The following is a 21,023-nucleotide window of genomic DNA, read 5'->3' on the forward strand; positions in this document are numbered from 1 at the left end:
CTGTCTCTGACCGGTACAGGCTCGATCGCTAGCTCTAGCAGCATTATTAATAACGCTACTCTCAATATCAGCGGTACCGCTGCTGGCACATCGATCATCAGCTTGGCAGGTAATAGCTCAGGCTCTACCGTGCTGGGTAGCAAAACCCTCACCATTACTGCTGGTGCTGATACCTTTGCAGGTGTGATTAGTGGTACTAACGGTAATCTCACAGTAGCAGGCGGCACACAAGTACTCTCCGGCACCAACACCTACACCGGTACAACAACTATTTCTGCAGGTACTTTAGCTCTTGGTGCTAGCGATGTGATCTCTAATAGCTCAGCGCTGACAGTCAATGGCGGTACTTTTGCTTTAGGTGTCTACTCTGATACGGTTGGTGCAGTCACCATTGGTACAAACGGTGGATCGATCACCAGCACTACTGGCGCTCTGACAGGATCAAGCTACACACTTAATAACACCAGCACTGCAACGGTGTCCGCGATCTTGGCAGGTACTGCAAATCTGACTCAAGCAGGTAGTGGTACGACAACCTTGTCAAGCAACAACACCTACACGGGTACTACCACCGTATCAGCAGGTACTTTGTCTCTCGGTGCGAATGATGTGATCTCCAATAGCTCAGCACTGACAGTCAATGGCGGTACTTTTGCTCTAGGCGCTAACTCTGATACGGTTGGTGCTGTCACCATCGGCACAAACGGTGGATCGATCACCAGCACTACTGGCGCTCTGACAGGTTCTAGCTACACCTTCAATAACACTAGCGCAGCCACGGTATCTGCGATCTTGGCGGGTTCTGCGAACTTAGAGCAAGTAGGCTCCGGAACAACCACGCTATCTGGCGCTAATACCTACACCGGTACAAGCACTCTGACTGGCGGTACTTTAGCGATTTCTGCAGATAACCAGTTAGGCGCTGCTCCAGCAAGCGCAACACCAGGATCCATTATCTTTAACGGTGGAACACTGAACAGTACAGCCACATTTACCTTAAATGCCAATCGTGGCATTGCCATGACCGGTAACGGCACGATCAATGTCGATGGTTCTACTGCCTTGACTTACAACGGCATCATTGCTGGTACAGGTGATCTCACGAAGAGTGGGGCAGGTACCTTGGTATTGGGTGGTGACAATACCTATACCGGTGCCACTACAGTAGCCAATGGCACATTGTTGGTCAACGGCAGTCTTGCAGATAGCGCAAATATCACTGTTAATAGCGGCGCAAGTTATAACGTTGCCGGCGCAGACACCATTAATAAAATCATGGGCAGCGGTACGGTCAATCTAGGAGCAAACTTAACTGTAGGTTCAGCAAGCCAAGCATTTACTTTCAGTGGTTCGTTTGATGGTACAGGCTCATTGATTAAGACTGGTTCTGCAGCGATGACGCTTGGTGGAGATAGCACATCATTCACAGGCAACACTGTACTCAATGCTTCTACCTTGATCTTGGCCAGCGCTGATGCCTTGAGTTCAAGTGTGTTGGTTTCAAATTCTGGTGATCTACAAATGGCTTCGGGTGTAACACTATCAAGCTTACGCGTTAGTGGCCCAATCACGATCACCAGTTCTATCAGCACTTCAGGTTCACAGACCTATGATGGTGCAGTTACTATTGCCGGAGGCTCTGCAGCTGCCTTGTTAAACGGTTACGCAAATGCTGGCTCATCTGAAGCAAGCTCTAATTTCAGTGCGACAGGGGTGCATTTATCCTCCGCTAACGGCGGCATTACCTTTAATAGCACTATTGATGCAAGCACAGCTAAAGGCCAATCTCTGAGCGTGAATGCAGGCAATGGCACCGTAACGATCGGCAATAGTGTTGGCTCAAGTACACCGCTACAACACTTTAATGTGACAGCGCGCAATATTCGCATACTGGCTGACGTCAAGACCAGTGGCGAGCAGAGTTATACCGGTATAACTACCATCGGTAACAACGGTAGCGCAGGATTCTTGTATCCAGAGTTTGTCCAAAGTACACGTCCTTCTGAGAAATTTACTATCAATAACTCAATATTGACCCGTACATTTATCTCTAGGGATCCAATGGTGCGTTTTGTAGGTACCGTTAATCCAGAGGGTGCTGGTTATAGCCTGGTGGCAGCAGCAATTTACATCGGCATTATTAATGGCACTGTTGACCAATCCATTATTCCAAGAGTGATTCTGAATGGCTTGGTGGGCAATATCACGCCATTCTATTCAACCAACTTCCAGTCCTTGTCCACCCCAAGCCTTTCATCGCTTTCACCTGCTGGCGTAGCTTTGGCCGGAAAAGTCAGTGTGGTGGGTGTTGAAACCACGAATACACAAAACTACACTGCAGAGCAAATAGCTGTCCTAGCTGGTGGAAATAGTACTATCGCAACCTTTAGAGCAAGTCAGCCTGGCAATATTGACTTTAATGCCGCTATGGTTGGAGGTAGCCTCAATATGTCTGCAGAAAGTGCGGTTACTGGCGTTGTGATTGATGGCTTGACTAATTTCACAAGCGCCTCTGGTAGATTCCCAGGTGTACGCTTCCCAATTCGTGAGGCAGAGGCTGCCGCAAGAGCTGCTGCAGCGGCAGCTGCAGCGCAGTCTGGCGGTAACTTGGCAAATGTCTCCAAGTTTGAGCGCCAATTAGCTCTCAGCAAAATATATGGCGATAACTCATCCGTAACGGTCACTATGGATGAGTCGGTCCAATCTCAAGACAAGTCTGCCAAGAAAACTGGCGTTGATTGCGGTGAAGATAATACCCATGTTGAGTGTAAATAACTATGACTATCAAGCAAATTAATGCCACGTATTTAGTTAACGAAGACCGTATTTTGTTCCGCTTTAACACTCAAGATCAGGCCGAATATCGTCTTTGGTTCACGCGTAGAGTCACACTTTTTCTACTTGCTGCTAGCTCCCATTTGCTATCAAAAAAATTAGAACAAGAGCATTCTGCGGAGGCTGCAAAAGCACTCAACAAGTTTGAGAATGAAGCTTTTTTAGAAGCAGCAAAAACAGCCAATGCGGGTCAAAATACTTACGAATCAGGTACGCAATTTCCGATTGGATTTGATCCATTATTGGTCATGGACATTACATGCGCACTCACTAAAAATGACGAGATATTAGATCCAAAAATCCAATCAAATGAACATGCTTTTCATGATGGATTATCAGTTGATTTTGTTCTTCCAGGTGGAGCCAATTTAAACCTTAAATTAGCCGGAAATATGATGCGTGCAATGTGTCTATTATTAGATCAATTGCGTCAACAGGCAGGGTGGGGTGAGGCTACTTTATCAACAAAAAATGTGAGCGAAAATAAAGTAGATGGTGATGCCATTTTGGATGAGAAATTAAGCCAAAAGATTTCGATTCATTGATAAATATTTATCGAATTTTTTATCATTTTCTTAGCGAAAATTAGCTCCACGTGAACTAGTTCAATATTTACAAATATTGATTAAATTTCCCGTAAACAAGTTTATTTCGCAATATTTAGTATTTAAATCCTTTTTGGTCAAAATTAAGCTTGTAATTTCGGGGGTTTCAGGCTGTTACCCCTTGGGCTAATTCCAATGGCTATAGGGCTTTGGGAAAATTCTGGTTCCGGGATTAAACACTGATTTTTTGTTGAAAAAAGCCTGCATAGAAAGGTCGCTCCTTTCTTTAAAAATCTCGCTAAAAAATTGTTTTGCAAATACCAATTTTGCGTGTATTTTCTCGCGCTTTTTTTTCGTTGGCACCATCATTTTTTCATCAACTGTTTTTGCAAATCCTGCAGTGCCATTACTGCCTCCAATTGCACTTCCATCAAATGGAAAAGTGGTGGCTGGAAGCGCGGTGATTTCGCAGACCCAAACAGCAACTTCTGCATCAATGACAGTAAACCAAACTTCGCAACGTGCAGTTGTGAATTGGGATAGTTTTAACGTAGGAAAAAATGCGACAGTAAGCTTTAATCAACCAAATGCAAGTGCAGTAACTCTTAATCGTGTGACTGGTACAACGGCGTCGATGATAGAGGGCGCTGTAAAAGCAAACGGTCAAGTGATTTTTGTAAACCCCAATGGCGTCACTTTTTCTAAAGGTGCTGAAATTAATGCCGGTGGTGTAGTGGCAACCACAATGGATATTGCTAATAAAGATTTCATGGAAGGCAAATCTACCTACAAAGGCAATAACAAAGGTGCTGTGATTAACGAAGGCAAGATCACCACAACAACCGATGGTGGTTATATTGCTTTATTGGCTCCTGAAGTGCGTAATGATGGCTACTTGCTAGCTAAAAAAGGTTCTGGAACTGTAGCTTTGGCTTCGGGTGAGCAAATTACTCTTGATTTCAAGGGTAATTCACTTATTAGCGTAAAAGTGGATGTTGCAACCTATAACGGTCTTATTGAAAACAAGCGCGTCGTAGAGGTGAACGGCGGCCTGGTGGTTATTGCGGCTGGCTCAGCCAATCAACTGATGGCAGGAGTCATTAAAAACACCGGCAGAATCTCCGCCTCCTCGTTGGTCAACAATGGCGGGGTGATTGAATTGGTCGCCAATACCGTGACCCAGGCCGGCAAAGTGCTTGCTAATGGCAAAGGTGCCGACTCCCAGGGCGGTCAGGTCAATATTGTGGGTAATGACATCACCATTGCTCAAAACTCAAAAACTACAGCTACTGGTTCAGCGGCTGGTGGGCAAGTGAATATTGGTCTAGCCAATACCCAAGTATCTGGTGGCACTCAAGTTAATACACAAGCAAGCAATCCTACGCAAGCTGCCCAAGTAGCAAAAGCGAATTCTGATACCGCATCTAATAACAAACAACTGGCTAGAACAGTCAACATAGAGCAGGGCGCTTTAATCGATACCTCTGCCACCCAGTCTGGCAACGGTGGTTCTATCGCCATTTGGTCAGAAGTCAAAACCACGGTGGCCGGCATCCTCAAATCCATGGGCGGAGCCTTGTCTGGTAACGGTGGCTTTATTGAAACCAGTTCTAAGGGTGCGGTCGCTCTGATCTCAACAGCGACGATTAATACCAGCGCTAACAACCAAACTGGTAAATCTGGTTCCTGGTTATTGGATCCAATTGATCTGACGATTGACAGCGCTGCAGCCAATGTCATTTCTGCTGCGTTGGCAAACAATAATGTCACCATCGAGGTCAATGCCAATAGCACTGCATGCCCAAGCTTAGGCGGCTGCACCCAAAATGGAACTGGTAGCTTAACGATTGCCAGTGGGGCAGATATTCTTAAAGCAGGTGGCAATATGACTACCTTGACATTGAGCTCCTCAGGCATCTTTAATCTCAATGCCAACATCAGCGGTCAGAACCTAAATGTCATCATCAATAGCTCAATTGCATACCTCAATGTAGGTAGCTCTGTTACAGCGAGTGAAGTCACTGTTCAGGCCCAAACGATCTATGCGGCAGGCAATATCCAAACTAGCCCATACAGCTTAGCCAATAACAGCAGTAGTCTAGGTAACGCCATCAAACTCTTGGCCCAAGCCATTTATGTTTCTGGTGGCCTGAGTCTGAATGCCAATCTTCCAAGTAACTCCGCTCAAATTGTGACGGTGGGCGGGGTAGCTAAACGACCAGATGAGTTGCCAAGCTATCTGATTGCGCAGAACAATAATCATAGTGGCAATCTCAATCAGGTCTACTCAGCTACAGCAGCAAATGACGCCAATAGTCTTCAGGTCACCCCAGCGCAAAGCAATGTTATTTACCTGACTGCAAGCAATCAACTGAATATCAACTCCACAGCCCAAGTGCTAGCCAATGGCACAACCGGTGGATCGATCTATGCTCAAGCCCCAGTTATTAACACCCAAGCGGGTAGTGTGGTTCAGGCTAATGGCAATAATGGCCCAGGTGGCTTCATTGCTTTCTCAGGTGATCAAATTACAGTAGCAGGCAATATTGCAGCAAACGGATCCACAGATGGCGGCGCCATCACACTCATCGCCAACCATGGCGATCTCACAATCAATAACAGTACTATCCAGACCAACGGCTCTAATGGTCGTGGCGGCAGCATTGGCATCTCCACAAATAATCATCTCGCTATCACCAGTAGCGCAATCGAAGCAACTGGCTATACCCAAGGTGGAAAAATATTAATAGGCAATGATGCAAAGAACGGCACATTGCCTTTTGCTTTATCTGCGGTCATAGATCAGCATTCCAGTATCAATGTAGCCCAGCCAGATCAAAACCCAAGCAATCAAAACGGTGGTTTCATCGAGACCTCTGGCCAAACCCTCAGCATGATGGCTAGCATCAATGCAGGTAGAGGAGGAATGTGGCTAATTGACCCAGCTAACGTCACTATCAGCACTACAGCAGGCACTTCAACAGGTACAGACCCGCTTCTATTTACCAATCAAACCAACATTAGCGCTACACAAATTCAGACGGCCATCAATAGCGGCATTAGCGTCCAAATTATTGCTGATGGCACCATCACTCAAACAGCAAACCTTTCATTCTCAATTGCTTCTGGCAGTAGTGCCAGCTTGACTTTAGATAACAGCAGTGGAACAGCTCAAGCCATTACGCTTACTGGTACTACTACCAACACAGGCGCTGGAGACCTTAATCTCAACTATATTTCTAATGGCCAAATTAAGATTAATGGTGCCATTAACTCAACTAGCACCGGAAAAATTAACGTAGTTGCAAAAACAAGCTACGCAACAAATACCTTAACAACTTGTACAGCAGGCGCATGCGCTAGCATCTATAACGGAGCCTCCGGAAGTATTACTACCAAGGGCGGCTATGTTGTGATGGACGCAACTGGAGGATCAGTAAGCGGCACAACAGTTACGATTGGATCTATTCAGAATGGTCCAATCTATTTAAATGCTGCTATCAATACAACTGCTACAGGTACATCTGCAAGCGGCACTGGCGGCAACTTCTCTTTAGCAGCCTCAGCTAACTTAGCAAGCGGAATTGGTTCATTTGAGCCCAATGTAGCAACTCTGAACATTGGCGGGGACGCCACTTTCTCACTGAAGAATTACACCAATGCAAGTTATGGCTTTGTTGTTGCCGGCTATGCAACAACTTCTCCTATCACCGCTTTTGGGAACATCGATATCACTAGTATTGGTGTGAGTACCAGTAATACGGGACTCATTTATTTAACTTCCGCCTTAATTTCAACAGCTGGCAATATCACCTTAACTGCAACCTCTACCAATACAAGTGCAACTCTTAATCCTGGCGTCAGTGGAACTACAACAGGCACCCTTACGGCTAATGCTGGAGCAATTACAGTTACCAGTACATCGAATGCAAGTACAGCCGTATCACTGATCGGTGCAATGTCAGCTAAAAGTATTGCGATTACTGGTACGTCAACTACAGCCGCAACAATTGTTTCTCTGGGTGCAATGACAATTGTTGCTGGTGGTAGCGATCTTTCGGTTACGGCAAACAACACTGCTGGTGGTGCTAATACGGGTATCACTCAAACGGGTGCAATTACGGTAAATTCTGATGGTGGCAACATCAGCTTTATTTCCAATAACATCATTAATCAAGCTGGTGCAATCGCATTAGCAGCCAATACAAGCGGCACTGCTTCAACTGTTTTGTATGACACTGCTGCAGGAGCAAAAACTTCTACGATTACTACTGGTGCATTAACGGTTTCGTCTGGCTCAACCAGTGCTGTTAATTACATAGTTAAAACCTCAGGCGCTGGCATCGACACTGGCATATTGAATGTTCCGGGCTCTGTATTGCTGGATAACACCTATGGCGGCACCGCAGGAGTAGGGGGTACACCAACATCTGGATACATTACCACTGCAAATTCTGCTACGTTTGCAGGTGCAAGTATTGGCGTCCTGGTTAATGCTGCGATTACCGCTGGCACTGGAATAACTCTAAAAGGTGCGTCACTTACTGGTTACTACTCAGTCACATTGCAAGCGGCTATTGCAACATCGACTGGATCTATTTCAATCACGGGTACTGGTATTAATTACGCAGTACATAGCAATAGTGCTGGGACAATTCTGGCTTCTGCGGGTGCGGTGACAATTACGGGCACTTCCACAACAGGGCAGGCTGTTCAGTTAGCTGGTGCAATTACTGCCCACACTGGAATTACGATTGATGCCAATGGCACTACTGCAGCGACTATCGCCACCGTTGGCGCTATGACTTTAGGTGCTGGTTATTACGCCGGCGACAACTCCAATCCAACGGTCATTTCTGCATCGAGCGGTACTTCCGGCAGCCTACTGGGGTTATTGTCTGGCTCAACATTACCTATTATTACATCGGGAGCACTTACTGGTGGGGCAGTGCCAGGCACCTATTCAATAACAGCTGCAACCCTACAAAGTTCAACTGCAACCACAGCAACATACGTCATAGGTTTTTGGAATGGTATTCATACCAAGATGGTGCAGGTTGTATTGACCGCAAGCGGTGGCAGTATTTATGCAACTGAAACTGTTGCGAGGTACAACTCGACACTGCTTTCTACGGGTACAGCGGTTAACACACTAGGCGGCACTACAAACCTATTATCCCTTTGGAATGGTTCAAGTGCCGGTGGCGTTGGAACTGCTAATTCGATGACCTTAGTTACGAGTTCGTCTGCGGCTGGATATGCTGCAGCAAATCTTCAGTTAACTGGTGATGGCTATACGCCAAACACCCCATCTGGCAATATTACCATCACTGCGAACAATACTTCTGGTGGAGGAAATACTGGTATCACTCAATCTGGTGACATTATTAATAATGCTTCTGGTAGCAGCATCACCTTTACCTCAAATAATTTGATTAACCAAACTGGAGCCATTACATTGGCGGCCAATACGAGTGGAACTGAGTCTAATGTGATTTATGACACTACTCGCGGAACTAATGCCTCTACAGTTACCGGCGGCAACCTCAGCATTACTTCTGGATCAACTAGTGCGATCAATTATGTTCAAAAGAGTGCCGGGGCTAATTTAGATCCTGGATTAATTAATGTCCCTGGAAGTATCACTCTAAATAATACCTATGGTTGCTCTGGTACAAACTGTACGCCAGCTAGTGCTTATATCGTTGCCTCTAATATTGCTCTAGCACCTAACAGCGTCGCCGGCATCACCATTAATAATGCATTGACAGCTACAAGCGATATTTCTATTAATGGTGTTTCTAATGGCAACTACTCTATTTATGGAGTTGCAGCCATTTCCTCTTCGGCTGGGGACATTACGTGGACGGGAAGGGCTACCAACTACGGTATCTATACCAATAGCTCAGGAACCATTACTGCATCAGGGGGTAATGTTTCTATTACAGGCAATTCCACTACTGGCCAAGCAGTAAATCTTGGTGCTTTGGTAACGGGAGATAGCATCACAATTGTTGGCAATGGCACAACAGCAGGAACGATTGTGACCTTGAGTGCATTAACAATTAATGCGGGCGGTTCAGATCTCGCCGTCACTGCCAATAACACCTCTGGCGGTGGTAATACCGGCATTACCCAATCTGGCGTAATCACAGCTAACGCATCCGGTGGAAGTGTTACTTTTACCTCCAATAATCTGATCAATCAAACTGGTGCCATTACCATGGCAGCTAATACTAGTGGCAACGCCGCCACAGTAACCTATGACACCACCCGTGGCACAAATGCATCAACGATTACTGGCGGCAATCTCACTGTTACCTCTGGATCAACAAGTGCAATCAATTATGTTCAGAAAAGTGCTGGCGCTAATTTAGATCCGGGTGTGATTAATGTGCCTGGCTCCATCACTTTGGATAACACCTATGGATGCTCTGGTGCAAGCTGTACTCCCGCCAGCGGATATATCGTAGCCTCCAACATTGCTTCTGGTCCAAGTGGTGTTGCTGGTATCACGATTAATAATGCATTGACTGCTACGGGGAATATCGTTGTCAATGGTGTTTCTAACGGTAATTACTCTATCTACGCTGTTGCGGCCATTACCTCAACTGGTGGAGATATTATTTGGTCTGGTATTGCTACCAATTACGGAATCTATACCAATAGTGCAGGAGTCATCACTGCTGCCTCTGGTGCGGTAAGTATTGCCGGAACATCCACAACTGGACAGGCGGTTAACTTAGGTGCTGAAGTCACCTCGCACACCGGCATCACCATTGTTGGAACCGGTACAACCGCAGGCACGATTGCAACAGTAAATGCCTTGACTTTAGGCTATGGCTATTACGCTGGTGACAACACTAGCGCTAGGATGATCTCTTCCTCAACAGGTTCCTCAGGGAGCTTGCTGGGGGCTTTTGGTGGCTTAACCATTCCGACAATTAGCTCGGCATCAATTTCAGGGGCCTCTGTACCAGGCACTTATTCTGCTACTGCAGCCATTCTACAAAGTTCGACTGCCACAACTGCAACCTATCTCATTGGTTTTTCTGATAGCACCTATACAAAGATGGTGCAGCTTGTGTTGACTGTTAGCGATGGTCAGCTTTATGCCACCGAGACATTAGCCAAGTATAAGGCTGGCTTTTTATCGACAGGCAGCGACCCTAATTTATTTGGAGGAACCACAAATCTTGCGTCTATTTGGAGTGGGGCTACAGCGCAAACTTTAGCCACATCAGCAGCAGCAACAGGATACGGAGCAGCAAATATTGTTGTTAGTGGTGCTGGATACACTCCAAATAGCCCGTCCGGGAATATTAGTGTCACAGCGAACAATACTGCTGGCGGCGGTAATACCGGTATCAGTCAATCTGGCGCTATCACTAACAATGTGGCAGGTAGCAATATCACTTTTACCTCCAATAATCTGATTAACCAAACCGGTGCTGTTACCTTGGCAGCAAACACCAGCGGTAACACTACAAGCATCACCTACGACACTACCTCTGGTACAAAAGCTTCAACCATTGCTTCTGGTGCCTTGGCCATTATTTCTGGATCAACCAGTGATGTGAATTTACTAATCAAATCTGCTGGAAGCGCAATCAACCCAAATCTAATCGGCACTAGCTCTGTCCGCCTGCCTGGGACAGTGACTGTTGATAACACCTATGGCGGCGTTTCTCCAGCTTCTGGATATATCACCACTAGCAATATTTCAACTCTCGCAACCTCAAGTGTTGGTGTTACTGTTAACAATGCAATACACAGCACCAAGTTGATTAGCATCAAGGGCATCTCTTACGCCTCACACGGGGTGCAGTACACCGCAGTTATCAATTCAAGTGCTGGCGGAGTGGAATTAACTGGTACCACCTATAACAGTTACGGTGTTTACACCGCTTCATCACTCATTACTGCCAATTTCATCACCATTGATGCTAGGGCGACTGTGGATGCCACATATATCGCCTACCTTGGCCCCATGACAATCAATTCGGGTGCAATAGGTGGAGATATCGCGATTTCTGCTACGGGCACAAGTGCAGGAAGTGACAACGGTATCTATCAGGCGGGTGCCATTAGTGCGGCTAATGGGTCTGATATTAGCTTCACATCAAACAATATCATTGATCAGAATGGCGCTATTGCGATGGCTGCTAATACCAACGCAATTTCTAGCATTACATATGATGCGACCAGTGGAAATCGACTCTCGACTATTGGCGCGGGTGTTGTTACAACAGCAGCAGGGTCAACGTATGCTATCAACTATCTCGTTAAGTCGGCTGGATCTGCTATTACCGTAGCCGGTGCAGCTGTATCTGGCTATATCAATATTGATAATACATACGGCTCTGCAAGTGGCGCTAAATCTAGCGGATATTTCAATGGCACAAACAATACAACGTCAAATGTCACTGGTTCAGCAGGCGTACTCGTTAGTGGAGTGCTAACTGCTGGTGGGGCTTTAACTATTAAAGGGGTATCTGCAAGCAGCTGGGGTATTCAGAATTCATCTGCCTATACATTAACTGCAGGTGCTGGAGATCTCACGCTAGTCGGTGTTGGTGTACACGGTATTTATCAGATGGGTAGTCTGATTGCCACAGCTGGAAATATCTCTGCAAGTGCATATGCTACTAGTAATGCATGGGCTTATTACGCCCAATCGGGAGTGCAAAAGAATTACATCGCATCTGGCAATATTGATTTAATTGGCTACAGTACTGCTTATAGTTCTGCACTCAATATCCACAATATTTTGATGAGGACTACTACAGGAGATATCACTCTATCTGCTAGGGGTGGAGCAACGGGTAATGGCGCAGTTCACCCAGCCATCTATTTAGTGACTTCTGTTATCAACGCTGGCGATAGCTTTGTAATTCAGGGGGCAACCAATACTGGTGGTATAGCAACGGCAGCTCCAGGAACCGCCTCCATGAATACCATGGCTGATACGGGTGTACATATTGCATCTTCGGCTAGCTGGGCATACGGGGGTACAACTTATACAGGTTACAAAGCGGCAGGGGATATCTCGATTACAGGATCATCAACAGGCTCTTACGCAATTTATAACGTTGCAGCCATTGAATCCACCGCCGGTTCCGTAACGATGACAGGTACTTCCACAACAGGTTATGGAATTCGCACCCTGAGCGGAGGAACCATCACAGGCTATACCGGTGTTGCGCTTTATGGTGTTGGTGCCGCAGGAAGCATTACAACAGCTGCCTTAGTGCGCAACACCGGTACAGCTGGTGGCATCATCATTAATGCGGTAGCTAATGCCAGCATTGGTGCTGTTACAAACTCTGGTTCAGATGGTATTCGGATTACAGGTGGTAATGGCATTGCTGCTGGCACTACTACTGGCGGAACCATTATTGCCTTAGGTACCGTAACCAATACTGGCGGTGTAGTTGCCCTATCTATGGCGGCGCCTAGAACTGCAAATTCTTATGACGTTGAGGGTGCTGTTGGAATAACTTCTTCTAATGCCTCAACTTCTAATGTTCGTTATAGCGTACAGGGCGGTACATTTACCACTCCAACTACTTACACCAGTGGTAACTACATTGATTACCGATCCGGAACAACTAGTTACACCATTACAGTTTCTCTTGGGGCCAACTATTCAGCTGCTTATGGCACTGCATATACAGATTCCAGCGCCTTGACTTGGTTGCGTAGTAATGCGACCGTAACATTAAGCGCTACGCCTTTCGGTGTTTCAACTGCAGGCATTAAGGACGGCTTAGTGTGGAATAGCACAATTGGATCTGCTGGTATCAATGCCAATGCAGTGCAAGCGGGCACTACCATTGTTTCTGCCAATATTTCTGCTGGAACAGGACAGAGCGTTACCCTATCTGGTACCAGCAGGACGTACACCATCACCGCAAAAGCACTTACGATTACCAATCTGGCAAGTACGAGTTCTTATGATGCATCCACCACTTATGCATCTCTAGTAAATACAGCAGGGTATAGCGTCAGCGGATTAGTGACATCGATAGGTGGTATTGCTGTGACCGATGCAGTGACATCCGTTACCCAGACGATGAAGTCTGGCTCAGTAGTGGGTTCTGGCTCGGTAGTTTCTGGTGTTGCACAAAATGGTTCATTTAATACAGTTCCTAGCGCTGCAGTTGGAGTGGGGTTATCAAACTACACAATTACTTACGTTGGCGTAGCCTCTACAGTTAACAAAGCGACATTAACAATTACGGCAGCGGCCGATACGAAGGTGTATGGCAATACTACTACTGGAGCGGGGATTGTCTATAGCGCTGGCGCCTCATCCGCTACAGGCGGAGTAGGCTACTCAATTACCTCTGGTTCATTATTTGGCTCTGACACCTTAACGGGGGTAACCCTCACCAGTACCGGTGGAGCAGCAACAACCGCTGTTGGTACAGGCATCTCCATCGTGCCAAGCGCTGCCAGCGGAAGTGGTATCGGTAATTACACTATTACCTATGCCAATGGAGCAATGGCTGTTACGGCTCGACCACTAACGATTACTGCTAGCACTCAAAATACCAATTACGGCACATCCTATGCATTGGGTACTAGTGCATTTACGACGAGTGGCTTAGTCAATACGGATGCTGTGAGTTCGGCAACTCTTAAATACAATGGCGCCACTACTGTAGCTGGAACTACTAATGCAGGCACTTATACCGGTGGCATTATCGCTAGTGCAGCCTCTGGAACGGGCTTAAGTAATTACTCTATTAGCTATGTGGCTGGCAACCTAGTTGTTGCAACAAAGGCGCTGACGATTACCGCAAGCACGCAAAATAGCACTTATGGCACTGCTTATGCTTTAGGCAGCAGTGCATTTACCACCAGCGGCCTCGTCAATAGCGATAGCGTAACCAGCACGACATTACTTTATAGCGGTAACGCCACTGTTTCACCCACTGTTAATGCGGCAACGTATTCAGCGGGCATCGTTCCAAGCGCTTCCAGTGGTGTTGGACTATCGAACTACGCGATTAGCTACGTTGCAGGCAATTTAGTGGTTGGTAAAGCTACGCTGACCTTAGCCCCGAATGGCGGTTCAGTTACTTATGATGCCTCGACGCTTAATAACAGCACTTACTCACAGCTAGTCACAAACTACACTGCAACTGGCTATAAAAATACTGATGTAGCGGCAAGTGTGCCGGTGGTATTAAGCGGCTCCATGGCGTTTAATGGTAGCGCAACAACAGTCGTTAAAAATGCGGCCACCTATGCACTCACCGTTGGCACATTAGCGGGCACCACTACAAATGGAAATTATCAAATTGCCTTTGCTAACCCATCCAGCAATGCTTATGTCATTAATCCTGCAACTGTTTCTGTGTCAGCTTCTAAGGACTATGACGGATCGAGAAGTTTTGCGGCTAACCAAATCACGGTACTGACTGGTATTGGCACTCAAGCCCTAACCCTCAGCGGGACTGCAAATGCCAATAGTGCGAATGTTACAAGCGTTTCATCGCTCACTACTACTGGATTAACTCTCGGCAACGGAACGAATGGTGGTTTGGCTGGAAACTACGTATTACCAGCATCTACCTCTAGTGTCGTAATCAACCCGTTAAGTATTACTGCTTCCGTAGCCGGCACACCATCTAAGCAATACGATGCAACTACGGCTGCTACATTAACTTCCGGAAATTTCTCCTTATCTGGGTTCATAGCAGGTGAGGGTGCCACCGTAACTCAAACCATTGGTACTTATAACTCAGCCAATGCCAGCACCAATACTGGATACTCGCCTGCAAGCACGATTACTGCATCTTTGGTGCCCAGTCATTTCACGGCAGATTCTGGAACCCTCCTGAGCAATTACGTATTACCAACCAGCGCTTCTGGTGCAGGTGTGATTACCACTGCGCCTCTAACGGTGAGCGCTAATTCCTACTCTGCATTTACTGGTCAGGCACCAGCAAGCTTTACTGGTTCGGTGACCGGTGCCATGGGTAGTGATGCTATTACTGTCAGCGTGACTCAAAGTTCAACCGCTACTGGTGGTGTCTATACGCTAACTCCGGCAGCAGTAATGAGCACAGCACTCAGTGGTAACTATGGCACCCCAACAGTGGTGACGGGTACTTATACAGAGGCCCAGCAATATCAATTAGTAGTCACAGCCGCAAACTCTAGTAGCGCCTATGGCTCTATTACTAGCTCTTCATCAGCAAATACTCCGGTTAATCTGGTAGCGCAATATTGCACAGTTAGCAGTAATTGCACCTCCGGAACCATCATTACACTGAGTCTAACTGCGCCAAGTGCAACCGTTTCTCAAATTACCACCTCTGCAGGTACGACCCCAACCTGGGTTGCTACTGATTCAGCATCGAATAATTACAACCTTAAGGTCATTTCTGATGCTACTTTGGGATTCAGTACCGGTAATTATTTAAACGCAGGTACTTATACATTCACGCCGAGTGGATCTACTAATGCCACAATCTCCGGCACAACATTGCCAGTGATTTACATACCTGGGGCTGCGACCGTAACACCCATTAGCGTCATCGCAACAAATAATTCTGCGCCAACCAAGGTATATGACGCTACGACAGCATTGACTAACGGCCTAAGTCTTGCAGCCTCTAACAAGTTAACAGGTGACGCATTGAGTTTGACTGGCGCTGGCGTATATTCCAGTAAAAATGTGGGTACTACGAATTACACTATTACTAGTGTGAGTCTAAGTGGGGCAGATGCCGCAAACTACCGCTACACAGCTGGCAATATTGCAGGAACTAATGGTTCCATTACTCCTGCACCAATCACGATTAGTGGTTTAGCGGCTGCTAACAAAATTTATGATGCTGGTCTGACCGCAGTCGTAAGTGGAACGCCAACTGCAGTAGGTGTTTTAGGCTCAGATACTGCGACTGTGAGTGGTAGTGCAACTACCGGTACTTTTGCATCAGCTAACGTTGCCGCTGGAATCGTAGTGACGCCTGTCCTATCAGGTCTCAGCCTCAGCAATAGCAACTATTCCATCTCTGGGGTAACAACAACTCTTGCAGCTAATATCACCGCTGCTCCAGTAACAGCAACAATTACCCGTGCTTATGACGGAACTACCTCGGTAGCCAATGCCAATATAGCGATTACTGGTGTTGCAGGGCAGACATTAACTTTAGCTACGGGTACGGCAACTTTGACCAATCCGAATGTTGGTTATGCAGGATTATCTTCTCTGAACGGGGCTACATTATCTGATGGTTCTGGCTTTGCATCTAATTACACATTGATCAGCCCAACTGGTGTTGTGACAATTACGCCTGCTGCAATCAGCATTACCGCTAGCAATGCGATGAAGGTATATGATGCTACCACTTCAGTAACGGGTGCCAGCACAGCTCCGGCCGCTTCATTGTCAACTGGAACCCTCTTTACTAATTCTACTACTGGTGATGTAGATACTCTCTCCGGCGGATCATTTAGTTATGCAAGCAGTGGGGCCGGTAGCGGTAATAAAACGCTGAGTGTTAGTGGTGTGGGGATCTTGAATGGTAGCAATAACGCTGCGGCCAACTACAGCATTACCTATGTTGATAACACTACCAGTACGATTACTCCAGCACCGATCACCATTAGCGGCTTAACTGCCAGCAATAAGCAATACGATACTGGTTTAAGCGCAGTCGTAGCAGGTACACCAACAGCAGTAGGTACCATTGGCGCAGACTCTATTACTATTTCTGGAAGCGCAACTACCGGTAGCTTTGCGTCAGCCAACGTAGGCACAGGAATTGTGGTGACTCCAGTTTTATCTGGCTTAAGCCTGAGCAATGCTAACTATCAAATTACTGGTGTTGCTAGTCCACTAACTGCAAATATCACCGTTGCACCAATTACCATTAGCGGCATTAGTGCTGCCAATAAGGTCTATGACACAGGTACCGCTGCAACTATATCTGGAACCCCAGTAGCCAATGGCGCACTCGGATCTGATGTTGTGACGGTTACTGGTAGCGTTACCGCTGGTACTTTTGCATCAGCGAACGTGGGCACTGGAATTGCAGTAACGCCAACCATATCGGGCCTCAGTTTAAGTAATTCAAACTACGAAATCACTGGGATAAGCAATTTAATCTCTGCCAATATCACTGCTGCTCCAGTCACAGTCACCGCAGACAACCAGAGCACTACCTATGGCACACCATTAAGTCTTGGTACAGCAAGCTTTACTGTATCGGGCTTATTAGGAAGCGATGCCATCTCATCAGTGACCCTGGCACAGCAGGGTAATGCGACTGTTCCCGGCACTCAAAATGCTGGCACATATACTGGCTCAGCAAACGGCATCCTGCCAAGCGCAGCAAGCGGCACTAATTTGAGCAACTATCAAATCACCTATAGCCCGGGCACATTAACGATCGCTAGAAAAGCGATCAATGTAATTGCTAATAATGCGTCGATGACCTATGCCGATACTACTTTGCCAACACTCTCATATCAAACGGTTTCAGGATTGGTTAACGGCGATCAAATGAGTGGTGCGTTAGCCACTAGCGCTACACCATGGACAACCGCAGGCTCTGCATCCAATGTGGGCTCTTATTACATTACCCAGGGTACTGTTACTGCGGGATCAAATTACGATATTACCTATACACGCGCATCTCTGACAGTTAATCCAGCTAACCTCTATGTCACTGCAGAAAACCAAGTAAGCACTTATGGTTCTTTATTGGTACTGCCTCAATCAGGTACTAGTGCCTATTCAGTTGCAGGTCTCAGAAATGATGATTCTGCAAGCTCCGCCACTGTTCTCTATAGTGGTAACCAGACTATTCCAGCAACAACCAACGCCGGTCTTTATGCAGGCTCGATTGATGTTTCTGCGCTAAACGGCATTCGTTTAAGTAATTACAACATCACCTATACCCCTGGCGATCTAACAGTAGCCAAAGCCTTGTTAACCGTTACCGCAGCTGATAGCGCTAAGTTTGTTGGTACCAGTGATCCATCTGGTTTCAGTGGGGTAATGTATAGCGGCTTTAAAAACTCCGATTCAAGTACAAGCGGAGCATTGGGCTTAGCGGTTGTATCTGTTAGCAGAAGCAATTCTTCAGAAAATAATGCTGGTGTATATAGTGACGTGTTAGTACCTAATGTCTCTACAAGCTTGCAGAACTACACCGTTGGCTACGTCAACGGTAAGTTCACCATTGTTGGCGCTAACCAGCTGCTAGTACAAGTTGGCTCAAATGCAACGGTATATGGAACGCCAGCAAGCTATAATGCAGGGGCGATGACAGTTTCCTACTGCACTGACTGCGCTCTTGGTAATGCCTCACCTAGTATTGTTTCGATTACAGGTGCTGATATCACCGCCTCTAGATCTGCTGTTACGGTTGTGACTGGTAATACAACTGGAGCGTTTACGATCAGCCCTGTAAACCCCACCATGAATGCAGCTGGCACTCAAATTGGCGTTGGTAGTTATGGTTTGAGAGCTACGGCGACCGAAATCACTACATCTCCACCAGGAGGTACGCCAAACTTTAATCAGGTCTACGTTGTGGGTGGCTTAACTGTCACGCCGCTTCAGTTAACTTATGCTGATTTGGGTATTGCAGGAGTGACCCAGGTATACAACGGCTCAGTCAATATGACTAATTTAGGCATTACAGCAACTAGCGGGATTCTTCCAGGCGATACAGTTTCCATTGCTGCAAGTGGCACCTATGCAAGTAAGAATGTCGGCATCAACATTCCTTACACCGTAGCCATAGCCCTCTCTGGTGTAGATGCTGCTAATTATCAAATTAATAATTCCATGCCATTAAGCGGTACTAATGGAGTGATTACTCAACTGAATTCTGTAACTTATACCGGTCCTACTTCAGGTGGTAGCTGGGCTAACCCATCAAACTGGACAACTACTGGTACTACTAACGTAGGCGCAATACCAGATCTATCTAACGTAGCTAATGTCATTCTGCCATCTGGCTACAGTGTGATTTATGACGATTCAGTACAAGGTCCTGTTACCTCAGCCGTATCTAATAGCGGCAATCTGAATTTCAATCTGAGTTCTGCGGCTACGATAGGAATGCCGATTAGTGGGGCAGGTAGTGTCACGATTTCAGGCGTAGGTGCAATTACGCTGACTGGCGACAGTTCGTTTACTGGCGGTATCAACTTAGGCGCTAGCAATACTTTGATAGCCGGATCCAACAATGCATTGGGTTCTGGCCTCATTAACTCATCCGGAACTGCTGCAAGCCCTGCCAATTTCTCAACTTCATCAGGCATCACAATGCCTGCTCTGAATATCGTCGGTGGCACAACGGCCATCTTGAGTGATATCAATACTGCTGGTGCGCAAAGTTACAGTGGTAGTTTAATTATTGGAACCTCTGGCACGGGCACCACTACGCTACAAAGCTCCAATGCCAATATTTTGCTGGATGCGACAATTAATGGGGCTGTCAATAAGACTGAATCTTTGGTAATTAATGCTGGAACGGGCGTTGTTACCTTGGGTAACTCCATAGGTGAGGCTGCACGTTTAAATAACCTTACAGTAACTGGATCGCAGATATATATCCTGGCAGATATTGTTACTGGAATTGCTCAGACCTATAACGGCGCGGTATATATTGGCGATGCAAGTTATTTAGGGCGTACTCCTACAGTAGGCTTCTTGTTTACGGATAACTATAGAGGCTATTTCCAATATGTTGCTGGTACAGGTATTCGTGCAAGCACGATTAGCTATCTTGACCTCAATCCGATTTATGTCAGAACAATGATTTCTGAAGACCCTAGCATTACCTATAACGGTACTGTAAATGACACAGTAGCCAATACCCATACTTTGCTAGTTGCCGCAATCGCACCAGCAGTGATTCCATATGGTAGTGGGTATGCAGCTGTGAATGCAGGTGCATCAATTAACTTTAATGCAGCAGTAGGTGCTACTGCACCTTTATATAGCTTGAATGCTCAGACTGTAGTGAGTAATACGCAAGCGAATGCCTCAACAACCTATATCGGTACAGTGAGCTTGGTAGATAGTGTGAGAACATATTCCAATCAAACCTATCGGGCCAACCTAATGAGTGCGCAATCAAGTGCAGCTCCGAACTCAGTTACATTCTCGGTATGGGATCCTGCAGCCACTGTGAGCTTTAACCTTCCAGAGCAATCACTTGCTAATAGTGGTTGCTCATCTAATTGTGGTCAGTACAACCTTCAGAATCCAGGAAGCTTAGATAGGCTTACTATAAACGGCACAAGCAATTTCATGTTGGATGCAAATGAGACCGGTGTGAATAATTGGGGTAGCCAAATTACGACCAACCAAGCGCTTGGTTATATTGCTCCAGCCATTACTGCAGCACCGGCAACCCCAGTAACAATGAGCTCATATGAGTACATCAATGGTGGATCATTACGAGAAGTGCTTGATTATCATGCGGATCAAGTACAGATGGCGGTGGATGCCCGCAATCTCGTTGCAGCGGTAACGGTAAGCGCGCCTGAAACTGTTGCTTTGGCTAAGTCTGCCGGAACCAATCTCTTGAAGGCAGGTGATGCCCACGTTATTTGCTCCGTTGATGCAAAAGGCGACTTATTCTGCGGTGAGGACTAAATCCC

Annotated in this window: 3 protein-coding genes; all 3 read left to right on the plus strand. The window is 46.5% G+C overall.

Translation table 11 applies throughout. The features are described 5' to 3' along the window. The coding region (locus ICN23_RS09730) for an autotransporter-associated beta strand repeat-containing protein (protein WP_216232053.1) at positions 1–2,775 on the plus strand (2,775 nt) is incomplete at its 5' end. Positions 2,776–2,777: 2 nt separating this feature from the next. Further along, a complete protein-coding gene (locus tag ICN23_RS09735; RefSeq protein ID WP_216232054.1) occupies positions 2,778–3,380 on the plus strand; it encodes a hypothetical protein in 603 nt (200 codons plus the stop codon). Positions 3,381–3,780: 400 nt separating this feature from the next. Continuing rightward, entirely contained in the window at positions 3,781–21,018 is a 17,238-nt protein-coding gene (locus tag ICN23_RS09740; RefSeq protein ID WP_216232055.1) for a YDG domain-containing protein, read from the plus strand. Positions 21,019–21,023 lie beyond the last annotated feature (5 nt).

Source organism: Polynucleobacter sp. MWH-Jannik1A5, assembly GCF_018881795.1.
GTDB lineage: Bacteria > Pseudomonadota > Gammaproteobacteria > Burkholderiales > Burkholderiaceae > Polynucleobacter.